At 49.8% G+C, this 13,064-nt stretch carries 9 protein-coding genes and 1 pseudogene; 6 read left to right on the top strand and 4 right to left on the bottom strand.

Annotated features, from left to right (window positions below; genetic code table 11):
• Positions 1-762: 762 nt before the first annotated feature.
• A pseudogene (locus ACIDITHRIX25_RS98135) lies at positions 763-825 on the top strand (hypothetical protein); the annotation flags it as partial.
• An 11-nt stretch (positions 826-836) separates the two neighbouring features.
• Here the strand turns inward: ACIDITHRIX25_RS98135 and ACIDITHRIX25_RS98130 are convergent.
• Positions 837-980, bottom strand: coding sequence for a hypothetical protein (locus ACIDITHRIX25_RS98130; RefSeq protein ID WP_201733466.1), 144 nt, complete (start codon positions 978-980; stop codon positions 837-839).
• A 416-nt stretch (positions 981-1,396) separates the two neighbouring features.
• Here ACIDITHRIX25_RS98130 and ACIDITHRIX25_RS98125 point away from each other — a divergent pair, with 416 nt between their 5' ends.
• From ACIDITHRIX25_RS98125 to ACIDITHRIX25_RS98105, 5 genes are all read left to right on the top strand, one after another.
• Complete coding sequence (locus tag ACIDITHRIX25_RS98125; protein WP_201733465.1) at positions 1,397-2,683, top strand: metallophosphoesterase family protein; 1,287 nt, start codon at positions 1,397-1,399, stop codon at positions 2,681-2,683.
• 11 nt (positions 2,684-2,694) lie between these two features.
• The gene (locus tag ACIDITHRIX25_RS98120; RefSeq protein ID WP_201733464.1) at positions 2,695-6,195 is read left to right on the top strand and encodes an AAA family ATPase; all 3,501 of its coding nucleotides are present in this window, start codon (positions 2,695-2,697) and stop codon (positions 6,193-6,195) included.
• Between the two features lie 367 nt (positions 6,196-6,562).
• Positions 6,563-7,129 (top strand): dCTP deaminase, encoded by a 567-nt coding sequence (gene dcd / locus ACIDITHRIX25_RS98115; RefSeq protein WP_201733463.1) that lies wholly within the window; start codon positions 6,563-6,565, stop codon positions 7,127-7,129.
• A 284-nt stretch (positions 7,130-7,413) separates the two neighbouring features.
• Complete coding sequence (locus tag ACIDITHRIX25_RS98110) at positions 7,414-9,450, top strand: (Fe-S)-binding protein (protein ID WP_201733462.1); 2,037 nt, start codon at positions 7,414-7,416, stop codon at positions 9,448-9,450.
• Positions 9,451-10,027: 577 nt separating this feature from the next.
• Positions 10,028-10,969 (top strand): Fic family protein, encoded by a 942-nt coding sequence (locus ACIDITHRIX25_RS98105; RefSeq protein WP_200891336.1) that lies wholly within the window; start codon positions 10,028-10,030, stop codon positions 10,967-10,969.
• A gap of 27 nt (positions 10,970-10,996) precedes the next feature.
• Here ACIDITHRIX25_RS98105 and ACIDITHRIX25_RS98100 read toward each other — a convergent pair whose 3' ends face one another.
• From ACIDITHRIX25_RS98100 to ACIDITHRIX25_RS98090, 3 genes are all read right to left on the bottom strand, one after another.
• Complete coding sequence (locus ACIDITHRIX25_RS98100; RefSeq protein ID WP_200891335.1) at positions 10,997-11,257, bottom strand: hypothetical protein; 261 nt, start codon at positions 11,255-11,257, stop codon at positions 10,997-10,999.
• A gap of 676 nt (positions 11,258-11,933) precedes the next feature.
• On the bottom strand, positions 11,934-12,368 hold the full coding sequence (locus tag ACIDITHRIX25_RS98095) for a cyclic nucleotide-binding domain-containing protein (RefSeq protein ID WP_052607027.1): 435 nt from the start codon (positions 12,366-12,368) through the stop codon (positions 11,934-11,936).
• A 49-nt stretch (positions 12,369-12,417) separates the two neighbouring features.
• Entirely contained in the window at positions 12,418-13,020 is a 603-nt protein-coding gene (locus tag ACIDITHRIX25_RS98090; protein ID WP_052607026.1) for a COG4315 family predicted lipoprotein, read from the bottom strand.
• Between the last annotated feature and the right edge of the window lie 44 nt (positions 13,021-13,064).

Genomic DNA, 13,064 nt, shown 5'->3' with positions numbered 1-13,064 from the left:
TGGTGGGCCAACCGGGACTCGAACCCAGGACCAAGGGATTATGAGGTGTTTACAAAGTATCAGAATTGATAACCTATTTATCCGAGTACGTCTCATTTTTGCTGCTCATTGAAGCGTTCTAGCAAGGATACCGAGACGGCCTCGGACTGGGTGGGATGTTCGCGGACACAATTGTTGGGTGAAAAGTTGGGTAAAGTTCAGGATCCACTTCCTCTATCGCAACTAACGATTCCAACCCAAGAATACGGAGAGGTCTTGCGATGCACCGCTATGGCGATGGCTCACAAGCGGAGAGAGACACCATTAACCAGGTAAACATTGCAAACCTTTGAGCGATCTCACCGAAGGCTACGATACCTACAGCAGAAAGTCACTCACCTCGCGGCCCAATAGTTGGCTTGCGTTTCTTTCGTTTCCAGCCATACTATACTCATGAGGACATTAACTCATTCAAATATCGCTGTAGACAACCTTGGCTCGTTCGTGGCAAAGGTACGGCCTGTCGTCAACGCCCAAGGAACCCTTTGACTTGAGGTTGGCAACCTTTCGTGCAATGTAAGTGGCGAACTCGCCTTGAACATCCTTACGCTCGTTCAGGCAACTGCGAGTGACAGGGCCGTGGAATGCGCCATCCTACCCAGCGAATTGAGCACAGGCGAAGCCGCTGACTCCAAAGTGACATCGGTTCGCTGCGAGGCGAGAATGAGACGCTGCGGAGTGAGAATGAGACTCTAACACTTTGAGATCGGTTCGCTGCGGCTAATGAACACTACCGTTGCCAACCAGATAGATGCGTTGACAACAAAGATCGCTGAGTTAGAGAAGAGGCTGGGTCGTCATTCGTCGAATTCATCTTTGTCACCATCCTCGTTTCCGGTAACTGTCAAGTCAGTTGACGTAATTTCTTGGAAATATCTTTGGTGTGCTGCTGTACCGTGGTTGACCACCTCTCTCGTTGTGCCACACTCGGCGTGATCCATTTGTCTTCTGCTAGTGACCAGTTGCGAATCTTGCCGGAATGATACGCCCCGCTAAAAGCTTGTTGCTAGGGTTTTAGGCTACGTGGAGCAACAACTGTCGATGCGGGCCAAAGGCCAAGTAGCCCAATCTCAGCCGAGCCGGGGACGGATGCAGTGCTTTGGCGTGTGAGGTAAATTGATGAACTAGCGCCAAAACCTAACTGTTTGGGCTTTTAGTGGTGGTTTAGAGGCCGCTTTCCAAAGATACGACAAGCTCCTAGTTGCAATACCAAGTTACAAAGTCGATGTTTAACCCAGCGTTTAACCCAGCGTAGAACTAACCATGAGGCCAAGGCAATACCCATTACATATACGTGCTATGTTAGGCGAAGTGGTGGTTGCGATGAAGGCAGAGCGTTGAGACAAGGAATTTTGAAATGGCGCATGGAACTTCGATTTGGGACGGCGGTCCGTTGAAGTTTCTGCATGCTAGCGATTTGCATATAGATAGTCCACTTCGGGGGCTTTCTGCATATGAGGGAGCACCAATACAAGAGATCCGAGGTGCTACTCGTCGTGCCGTGGAAAACCTCGTGGGTGCAGCGGTCTCTAATGACGTGGATCTCGTTGTGCTAGCGGGTGATATCTTTGATGGCGACTGGAAGGACTACAGCACTGGCTTATTTTGGATTAGACAGTTAGTTCGACTCTACGACGAGGGAATTCCGGTTGTGCTTGTAGCTGGCAACCATGACGCAGTCAGTGAGGTTAGCAAGCGTCTTTCCTATCCTCCCAATGTCTATCAGCTATCAAGCGCTGCGCCACAGATTCAACTATTTGATGAGCTGGACCTAGCTGTTGTAGGTCAAAGTTATGCCAGTCGAGTGGTGGCGGGCGATCTGGTGGCAAATTTTCCTAGCGCAGACCCCGGACTTTTTACCATCGGCCTCCTACACACAAGCCTCGATGGTCGTGTAGGCCATGCTTCATATGCCCCTACTACTGTGGATATGCTCCGCAGTAGAGGTTATTCCTATTGGGCGCTCGGTCACGTACACCAACGAGAGGTCGTATCCACTGAGCCCCATATTGTCTTTGCGGGCAACCTTCAAGGTAGACATATTCGAGAGACTGGTCCAAAAGGAGCATCGCTCGTAACCACCCAAGAGGCAGAGGTTGTCTCAATTGCGCCTCTGGAACTCGATGTCGTTCGATGGGCGAATTGTAATGTTGATGTAAGTCAAGCCCAAACCTTCGAAGAGGTGATCTCAGAGATATCTCAAGTGCTAGATAAAAGTGTCATCGATGCCTCTGGAAGACTTGTGGCTGCTCGAGTCAATATCAGTGGCACATCACCGATCCACAGAGAGCTTTGGAGGCGATCCGAGCAATTAGATAGTGAGGTTCGTGGACTTGGAGCGGTCCGAGGTGATCTTTGGATAGAGAAGGTGGTGCTGGGTACTCGCAACTTCGTCAGAGCTGATGGTGAAGTGGTTGAGGCTATTCGACAAAGGGCAAAGCAACTACAAGACGACCCAGAGGAGTTCGCTAGCCTTCTTTCGGTCTTTATGGACCTGCGTAATAAATTGCCCCTTGAGCTGCGGGTGAATGGATTGAACGGCGAGGAATCGGTGGGGCCTACCTCAGAAAGTCATCTTCGAGCCACGTTAGAATCTGCCGGTGATCTAATATCTAGCCTTTTGAGCGAAACGGATCCATCATGAGGCTTCTAAAGTTGAATCTTGTCAAGTTTGGGATGTTCACTGAAAGAGAGCTGGATCTACTTGCAGAGGGTGTCAACGTCATAATCGGCGCCAATGAAGCGGGCAAGACGACGACGATGGCGGCAGTTCGACAACTTTTCTATGGTATACCTCTACGCAGTCCCTATTCGTATCTTCATTCGAACTCCGACTTGCGCATAGGTGCAATCGTGCGCCCTAATGATGGCAGTGACTTTGAGGTCTATCGGATCAAACGTAACACGCAATCCTTGCGATCTGGTTCTGATCTTCCAATTTCCGAAGCGACGATGGCCGAGGTGCTCGGTGGGGTAGGGGCAGAAGTCTATGACTCCCTTTTTTCAATCGGCCATGAGGAGATTGTCTCAGGTGGACAGTCTCTCCTAAAGAACGAAGGCGAGCTAGGGCGAGCCCTTTTTGCTGCCAGCACTGGTCTAACGCAACTGAACTCAGTTATGGCCAAGTTGGATGCAAAAGCAGGCGAACTATTCAAATCCGGGGCTTCGAAACCACGGATAAATGCAGCTCTAACGAGCTACAAAGAGTCGACTTCGGCGGTCAAGGCACATAGTCAGAGTTCTTCTGCGGTTGAGGAGCTCGATAAGTCACTTCATATAGCAAACGAACGACTTAGCAAATTAGAATTGAGCTATCGTGAACTCTCTGGCGCTTTGGTTCGAGCCACGAGGGTTCTATCTTCCAGGGGCCAAATTGGCCGAAGAGCCCAACTTCTTCAGGAGTTTTCGGGAATCGACTTAGGAAATGTCCGAGTCACCCCAAATATGCAGTCACTTCTCAATGAATCCCTAGAGATCCGTAGAGAATGCCTAGCCAGCCTTGCAACACTCGTGCCCGATCTTGAAAAGCTTGATATGAGACTTGCTGAGATCGACGTTGACGAACCCCTACTTTCACGCTCTGAGGAGATCGAACACCTAAGTGAACAACTTGGAGGAATTCGCCAGAACCTAAAGGATCTACCTAGTCTCAATAAGCAGGTTGGAGACCTCGAGCGGGAGCTTGAAGTGTTGTTTCGACGGGTTCCAAAGAATTGTCGCAGAGATGATAAGGCTATGCCCGTGATTAGTGACGTTGAACGATCACAGATCCAACGCCTAGGGGAGGCATGGCCAAAGATAGACGACGCCTTAGTTGGTGCACGTCTCTCAAGAGATGAGATAAAGGTTACTCTTAGTCGCAACATGGATGATCGTGATCTGCTACCTGAAGCCTCCGATATCTCGAACTTACGGGTAGCTCTAGCTCGGATCCGAGAGGCTGGTCAGCTCGAGTTGAGCCTAGAGGGATATCGACAACAGATCATAGGACTCGAAACCAAGATCAATTCCTCAATTGCATCTCTTGGTCTTACGATAAGCCCAAGAGAGTGCGACAAGCTTTCGTTACCTTCGCTAGCACGAGTTAATGATGTTGCTCAACACGTTATGCAAGCAAATGCAGCACTTGCAGAGGCACTTGGTGAAGGTAGAAGAATTGATGCGGAGCTGGCAAAGATAAAAGATGATCTCGAAGGGCTCATTCAACGTAAAGACCCGCCATCTATCGAGGAACTTTCTCTTGCCCGTGCCCATCGCGATGAAGGATGGGCCCTGGTGCGCCAAGTCTGGCTGGAAGGCGAGGCGATCGAATCACAAGCCCAAGCCCAGGCACAAGCCCAGGTATGGAGCGATGGCCAGTCACTTGACCGGGCTTATGAAGCCGCAGTAAGTGGGGCTGACAAGATTGCCGATAGGGGCTGGCATGAAGCCAGGGATGTGGAAAAGCGAGCCAACCTAGAGCGCCAAAGTGCCCTCGATCTCGCCTTGATTGAGGAAAATGCACGACTGATCGAGGTGCGCCGTGGTGAGTGCGAGGTCGCAGGTCGAGAGTGGGCCATGCTATGGGAGCCACTTGGAGTTGTGGCTTCGAGCCGGGCTGAGATGGATGAGTTCTTGGAGGCGGCACGAGAACTGGGATCGCAATCGCTAACACTTAGAGATCTTGATGCAAAAGAAGGCGAAGTGAGCGCAACGATATTGCGCTGTGTCAATGATCTGCGTGGCCTTCTCGGTGAGGTTGGAGATATACCCCAGGACACCTTGAGTCTGGTTGCTCTACTTGAACGGGCAGAACAGCATTGTTTGAGATCAGAGACCCTGGATCGCCAAAGATTATTGGTAGACCAAGAGATCAAAGGCAATCGTAGCTTGATGGAAAAGCACGAACGCGCGGTGGTTGTCGCTGAGAGCAACCTTGCTTTATGGGAAGTTGAGTGGAGCGAGGCAATTGCGCCCTTGGGTGTTGATGGTACGACCAAACCCCAAGATGTCTCATCGTTGTTGTCTACCCTCAAGATGATCGAGGATAAGCAGAGCGAATTAGATGAAAAGCGACGTCGAGTCTTTGGGATGGAGCGGCGAAACTCTCAGGTCGAAGAGCAGTTGAAGGCAGTTCTGAGCTTCCTTTCACATCTCACGATCGATGCCACCTCAACAGAGATGAGAATCAATGCCCTTCAAAAGTTACTTAAGATTCAACAGAACGCCGATGCGACACGACGGGCTCTAGGAGAACAACGCGATAGTAAGGTTCTTGAGGTCGAGAGGATTAGTAGGTCCAAAGCAGATGCAAATGCGAAGATAGATGCGCTGATCAAGGAGGCATTTGTTCCCGATGAACAGTCATTGATAGCGGCGATCGAATCTAAGAAGCGTTCCGAGACACTTATTTTGGAAATTGAGAAGATAGAGACCGATCTATATGGTGCTAGCGGTGTTTCACTTGATGTGCTCTTGGGGGAAGTTGACTCCTTGGCCGGAAGCGACCTTGACGCGCTGATCAAAGAGCTGTCTGGCGAACTTGATGATTGTGATCAAGAGCGCAAAGAGGTCGCTGTGGTCATCGGTGGTCTTAATGTCAAGAGGGCATCGATCGATGACTCTGATGAAGCAGCCCTAGATGCCGAGCGCACGCAGTTCATCCTTGCGGATATTGAGAATAACTGTGATGAGTATGTCCGGGTCATGGTGGCTCGCTATCTTTTAGAACAACAGATTGTTGAGTACCGTTCTCAAAATCAGGGGCCGATTCTTCGACGGGCAAGTGAAATCTTTAGTCAGCTTACCCTTAGAGAATATTCTGGAATTGATACCGACGTCGATGAAAAAGGCAACCTTGTGATTCTTGCTACGGCTACATCCGGAGGCTCGTTGGACGTTGGGGCATTGAGCGTAGGCGCCCGGGATCAGCTCTATCTTTCACTGCGTCTTGCTGGCCTTGAACACTATGCCTTTGGTACCCGAAACTTACCGTTGCTACTCGATGATCTATTCGTACATTTCGACGATGCGCGCACTAGTGCAGGTCTGGCTGTATTGGCACAGCTCTCTTCCAGAATGCAGGTGCTGCTCTTCACCCACCATGAGAGAGTCGCTGAACAGGCAATGGATGTCATTCCGACCGACAAACTTCGGGTTCAAGTATTGAAACATTAGAGGGTGCCTGTGACGATAGAGCGGATTGGTTTGCCATTGAATAGCCCAGCGTTAGGTAATTGCTCAAATGGATTATTACAGCTACGACAAGGATGATCCTATTGTCTGTCCTTAGTATCACAGGTTCGTTACCTTAGAGGCTGATTTAGATAAGGGCCAAGGCAGCACAGTTGAATCTGTCATGAGATTGACTTAGATTGGCCAGATTGACCTAGGGTTCCCCTCCTAAGGGGGTCAGCTTGTCGGCCTCCCCTCCTCGCACCAAGAGCCTTCTAAGCTTTTTGATCTGTCTTTAGCCCTTAAATGAATCAAAAGTTCCCCCGACCTCGTTCGTCAGTGCCAATCTCTCTTACTATCGTTATTTTGTATGATTCTTTCCGATCGCACCATACGCTCTGAGATTGAGGCTGGACGAATAGTAGTTGACCCATTGGGTGAAAATGCAATTCAACCCTCATCTATAGATCTACGTGTCGATCGCTTCTTTCGTATCTTTCGCAACCATGTAGCTAAGGTGATCGACCCACGTGTCGAACAAAAGGATCTAACTGAAGTTATCGAGGTAGATCTCGATGGTCTTTTTATCTTGCATCCAGGTGAATTTGTCCTAGGCTCAACTCTTGAGCGCATTGGAATCCCAGACAACTTAGTAGGCCGCCTGGAAGGTAAATCATCCCTTGGCCGTCTTGGCCTTTTGATTCACTCAACCGCTGGCTTTGTCGACGCTGGCTTTAGTGGCAATATCACCTTGGAACTCTCCAATGTAGCCAATCTCCCAATAACTGTCTATCCAGGTATGAAGATCGGACAGATCAGCTTTTTGGAGATGACAACCCCAGCCCTTATCCCATATGGCTCTAAGAGCCTTGGTTCTAAGTACCAAAATCAAAGCGGCCCAACCCCATCTATGAGCCATAAGAACTTCGAAGAATAACCATCTTCGCTATCGACTGTTATTTGGGGGGGGGGTGACTGCGTCAGCCATCTATGAGCCATAAGAACTTCGAAGAATAACCATCTATAGAGTTGGCAGATTTGTTACTTGGTGGTAACATTAGTTTTTGCCTATTTTATGACTGCTCTTTCCTCTAATCTATTTGGATGTTCCACCAATTGGATACTTTTGCCAATTGGTTGTTTCAAACTAAATGGCGACTAAATGACGAAATGAGCACTCGTTAGAATCTTTTGGCACCGATGAAGATCCCTGGAGGCTAGATGCGTCTAATCGTTGGATTAGTAATTACTGTGGCTGCATTGGCCATAGCTCTAAATAGAGCGCTATTTATTATGAAGTTGGTGAGATCTGGAGCTAAAGCCCCAAATCGCTCATCAACCATAGCTTCTCGAATTTCAACTGAACTCACAGAGGTACTTGGTCAACGAAAGCTCCTCGCCAAGACAGTCCCAGGAATTGCACACTTCTTTACCTTCTGGGGATTTACCATTTTGATCGCAACGATCATAGAGGCATATGGAGCTCTCTTTCAATCCAACTTCGCCATTCCACTGATTGGCCATGACTCATGGCTTGGCTTTATCGAAGACTTCTTCTCTGTAGCTGTCTTAGTCTCTTTGGTCGTCTTTTCAATAATCAGAGTGATAAATGCACCTAAGAAAAAGGCTAAAGCATCTCGCTTTTATGGATCACATAACTCTGCAGCATGGCTAGTACTGGCGGGAATAGCCCTAGTTGTCATAACCCTATTGGTCTATCGAGCCGCTCAAGTAAATACAGGTGACTTCCCCTATTCCAACTTCGCATTTGCAAGCCACCTAATCGCTAACGCCCTAGCACCCCTGGGCCATTCAGCCAACAGTGCAATTGAGACCATCTTCTTATTGGGTAACATCGCCATCATCATGGGCTTTTTGGTCTTTGTCACCTACTCCAAGCACCTACACATCTTCGTAGCTCCAATCAACATCGCATTCTCTCGACGTCCCAAGGCACTAGGTGCCCTAGATAAGACACCTAACATGGACCCAGAAGAGCTAAGTGAAGACAGCGTCTTTGGCGTAGGCAAGATAGAGGACTTCTCCTGGAAGCAACTGCTAGATCTAGTAACTTGTACAGAATGTGGTAGATGCCAAGAACAGTGTCCCGCCTGGAATACACAAAAGCCCCTCTCTCCCAAACTCCTTATCATGGATCTAAGAGAGCACCTCTTTGAATCCTCCCAGCGCCTATTGACAACCGCTGGAACCACTCAACTTCTTGAAGAACCCAAGATGCTGGTCCCAAGTGTCATAGATCCAGATGTCCTGTGGTCTTGTACCACCTGTGGAGCTTGTGTTGAAGCTTGTCCTGTAGATATAGAACACATCGATGCAATTGTAGATATGCGTCGTTACCAAGTTCTAATGGAGAGCGACTTCCCAAGTGAAGCCCAAGGCATGCTCCGTAACATAGAAAACCAAGGAGACCCATGGGGCCTTGGCTCTTCTCATCGAGGAGATTGGGTATCAGAACTTGACTTTGAAGTCCCAATAATCACCAATGAGATCCCTGAGGATATCGAATACCTCTTTTGGGTTGGCTGTGCTGGAGCACTAGATGAAAGAGCTAGAAAGGTCACCCAATCGATTGCTCGCCTACTTCATAGATCTGGAGTCACCTTTGCAATACTTGCAAAGAAAGAGAGCTGCACCGGTGATCCAGCTCGAAGACTAGGCAACGAATACCTCTATCAAAGCCAAGCAATGACCAACATAGAGACCCTAAATTCAGCCAAAGCCAAAAAGATCATAGCCTCTTGCCCCCACTGCTTTAATTCCTTAGCCAATGAATATCGTGGCCTAGGTGGCAACTACGAAGTCATCCATCACACCCAACTACTCAAAGAGCTAGTAGATGCCAAAGCACTAGTTCCAACCATTACCCAAGATGCCAAAGTAACCTATCACGACCCATGTTACCTAGGTCGCCACAACAACATCTACGAAGAACCAAGAAGTGTCCTTGGATCGCTTCCAGGACTGTCGTCTGTTGAGATGCACAAGCACAAAGAAAAGGGCTTTTGCTGTGGTGCCGGTGGAGCTCGCATGTGGCTAGAAGAAAAGATCGGCAAGAGAGTCAATGTAGAACGCATGGATCAAGCTCTAGAGATGGATCCAGATATGGTATCTACAGCATGCCCCTACTGCATGATCATGCTAGATGACGCAGTCAAGGCCAAGATCGCTGATGGTGGAGCCAAAGAAGGTGTAGAAGTCCTAGATGTAGCCCAGATCCTCGAGAAGTCACTTGAGTGAAACTAAGGAAGTCAAAGACCACTAACCTCCATAACGATGGGTGACTAAAAGCGAAGGGCACCTAAAGGCGGAAGTTGATAGTGGATGCGATAGGTATCTTTGGTGACTTTTTCATAACTTGCGATCAAGCAATATTGAGGCCTGATACCTACCACGATTGAGGTAACTTTAGAAATAGGTTTGAGGGATCAGGAAAGTCTGGTCCAAAGACTTCGGTACAGTGGTCCAAAGATACTGGTGCTGTGGTCCAAAGACACTGCCAATAGTGCTCCAGAGAATCGCAATAGTCAGGCAATCGCGCGAGGTGAGATTTTCTCCTGCATCTGCATCGCCGAAGCTCAAATTTATCTCCATCTCTGAACCCAACCGCTACCCAATAGCGCAGGAACGGCAGGATTGGGCGACTCGTAACCTCCAACTCCACGAATTCTTATTGGAGGTTGTATGTTAAACTCCAATAAGGAGATTTCATGTCTAAGGTTGTGAAGCGGCGCTGGACGAGCGATGTCGGTGGCACCGGACTTTCTCGGAGGGACAGGCGTCGTGTATTTACGAGGCCTACGTCCCTGATCGTCTTATGGGTCGTCGCTTTTGCCTAAAGGGTGAGGTCGCTGCCGATGTAGCAGATGCCGAGGCCGCAATTGCCCGCTTGAATACTCAAGCAGCAGCTCTGGTTGAGACCGAGGCGCTTGCTCGAATCTTGCTTCGTGCTGAAGCGGTCGCCTCGTCACGTATCGAGGGGCTAGAGGTCGGAGCTCGACGCCTCTTGCACGCCGAAGTTATTCGAGGGATGGCCGAGTCCGCATCCGACGTCAGCGCAACCGAGGTTCTCAACAATATCGATGTATTGGTCTTCACCGTCGAAAGCATTGGCTCTGGTGAGGCAATCACCGTCGATCTTCTTCTTGATATCCACCGACGTCTACTCGCCAGAACACTACTGGAGCCATACGCAGGTATCATTCGGGACCAGCAGAACTGGATCGGTGGGAGTTCCTACAACCCGTGCTCCGCCGACTTCGTGCCTCCACCCCCGGAACTCGTCATTGAACTCCTACGAGATTTGTGCGACTTCTCTTGCACCGACGACCTTCTAGCCATTGCGCAGGCAGCCATCGCTCACGCGCAGTTCGAGACCATTCACCCGTTCGTGGATGGCAATGGTCGAACCGGACGAGCCCTTATACACCTGATCCTTCGGCGTCGTGGACTTGCTCTGCGAAGCATCCCTCCGGTGTCGTTGGTGCTCGCCACATGGGCGCGGGATTACATCAATGGCCTTGCCCTTTTCCGATACGTCGGATCGCCTGACGACACTGCTGCCATCGATGGTGTGAATACGTGGATCGGTCGTTTTGCGAGTGCCTGCACTAGGTCTGTGGCTGACGCCATTACCTACGAGGAGCGGGTTGCGGAACTGGAACTTGAGTGGCGCGAACGACTGGGGTCCGTTCGGGCTAACTCTGGAACGGACATCCTTCTTCGGGATCCTTCCCGGTGCCCCAATCCTGACCGCTGAAAGCGCTGCAAAGCTTCTGGGACGGACCTACAAACCGGCAGCCGCTGCGATTGAGCGGCTCGTCGAAGCTGGGATTCTCCAACAGGTGAATGTCGGACGGCGAAACAAGGCGTTCGAGGCACCCGAGGTCATCGCTGCGTTTACGGATCTGGAGCGATAGCTTGCCCATCCAAAAGTCGATACTCGCATGAACAAGCCCGTTCGGACCGTTCCTCGACGTCGCTGAAGAGCTAAGTGTCCCATATGTATTGAGAGTTCGAGTGCACCGTTAGATACTGATATGCGCAAATGCTACGATTTGCATCATACTTGTTATCAGTGTCTCGTATTCGACTTGTGATCGTCAACCGCAAGAGAGAGAGGAATACTCAGCGACCGTTTGACCTTATCAGCGATTTTGAGAAGAACCTTCATTTATGGATCGTCGAATTCGAGGAAGGATAAATCCATATCGTCATTGATACGCCACGGGGATACGATGCGGTTGGGTGAAGCGCTATTCCCGGTGTTGGTGACATCGAATGACAATAACGTCTTGGTCCGTTTGTCTCGAAGCCTCATGGGCATTAACCAACACCGGTGTTTCCATCCGACCAAAGATCGGAGGGTCGCTTTGATGGAGAAGCTCAATACCGCTTCGCTGGGGGTACGTACTGGCTTAGCAGAGAGGGATTTCAGCATCACTAAAGCCGCGATATTGGCGGTATTGGGGATGACCTAGCGAACTAATGGTTTAGATCAAATCGTCCAAATGTGACGGGTTTGTCACGTTATAGGAAACGCCCGCCACCGCCAATTTTACAACACTTTACAACAAAACTTTACAACAAAGAGATCCACAATCGCCAAAGCAGCCGATTCCGAGATAGCCTACTCCAAATATTGTAGATTTCTATGTGATCGGTATCTTTTGGCGAGATCTTTTGTGGTACGTACGATTTGAGTTGTAGGCAATCGCCAATTCTTAGTTGTAGGCGTGCTCGTCAGCTTGGCGAAGGCGCATGGACATGGTCTCTAGGAGGCGTAGTGCCATGGCGGGGATCTCCTCTAAAACCGAGGTAAATTCTCTCGCACTCAGAACAAGAAGTGTCATATCGCTCTTGGCGGTCACGCTAGCCGAACGAGGCAGATGATCCAGTAGTGAGAGTTCTCCAAAGTGTGAGCCAGCCCCTAGGGTTGCGACCTCTTTTCCGGCTTTTGTCACCAGCGCCTCTCCTTCGACAATTAGATAAAAGTCCCTACCCGAGTGACCTTCTTCGCAAATTGAACTGCCCGCCGGCGCCAGGGCCTCATCGCAAGCTCGTTCTAGAAGGGCTAGTTCACGCTTGGAACATCCAGCAAAGAGCCAGATGGAGCGAAGGTGTTGCGCCTTGGAGTCGACGGGTTCGTTTTTTGTCATAGCTAAAAACTAGCCAATTCTAAGGAGTGATGAGCGTTGTTTTGGAAGTCTATCCTTTGGCGGTTACCGCGGGTGCCTTGAGAGGCCCACCTGTAGGTGTTATGGCAAACCAAATTCCACCAGCGCCTTGGGCATTCAGCTGTCCGGGAGCGGTATCGCCTGAGTACGTATAAAGGGGATGCCCAGCATAGGCGATCTGTTCTCCCTTGGTAGGGGAGGTAAGAACTCCTAGATAACCGGCCAAGATTCCCCCTGAGGCTTGTGGAGCGCCATTTGTAAGCACTGGAGGAAAGGCAAGTGAACACGTTGCTTTGCAGCCAGGATAGGTTGGGGTATCGCCAAGTCGCATATAGAGAGTATGGCCATCGGGGGCAGCTAAAACCATTCCGTAGTTTGTCTTTTCCACCATGATCGTAGTTGGACCTTTGGGCAGGCCATTAATTGAGTTCGGAACAGTTGTTGGCGAAAAGACAGGAGTTTGGAAACCCGCACCACTGTAGGTGCGTGGCTTAGCAGTAGACGCCCCATTTAAACTTGGAGCATTGGTTCCACCTGCACCTAAGGTCGCGGTTTTGCTGGCACTGGTGGCACCTAGGCTTCCACCCTCAGGAGGTAGTCCTTTTGATCCAGTTGGTTTTACACAAGCAGTCAATATGGCACCACTTAGAAACGTGGAGAATAAAAGTATCATCGGTC

The organism is Acidithrix sp. C25 (assembly GCF_904848545.2).
Note: the sequence above shows the minus strand (reverse complement) of the source record. Positions and strands in the feature narration are given on the sequence as shown.

Coding starts and splice junctions, on each gene's coding strand:
- ACIDITHRIX25_RS98130 (WP_201733466.1), bottom strand. CDS start 980: ATGGATCACGCCGAGTGTGGCACAACGAGAGAGGTGGTCAACCACGGT.
- ACIDITHRIX25_RS98105 (WP_200891336.1), top strand. CDS start 10,028: ATGGGTCGTCGCTTTTGCCTAAAGGGTGAGGTCGCTGCCGATGTAGCA.
- ACIDITHRIX25_RS98125 (WP_201733465.1), top strand. CDS start 1,397: ATGGCGCATGGAACTTCGATTTGGGACGGCGGTCCGTTGAAGTTTCTG.
- ACIDITHRIX25_RS98110 (WP_201733462.1), top strand. CDS start 7,414: ATGCGTCTAATCGTTGGATTAGTAATTACTGTGGCTGCATTGGCCATA.
- dcd (WP_201733463.1), top strand. CDS start 6,563: ATGATTCTTTCCGATCGCACCATACGCTCTGAGATTGAGGCTGGACGA.
- ACIDITHRIX25_RS98095 (WP_052607027.1), bottom strand. CDS start 12,368: ATGACAAAAAACGAACCCGTCGACTCCAAGGCGCAACACCTTCGCTCC.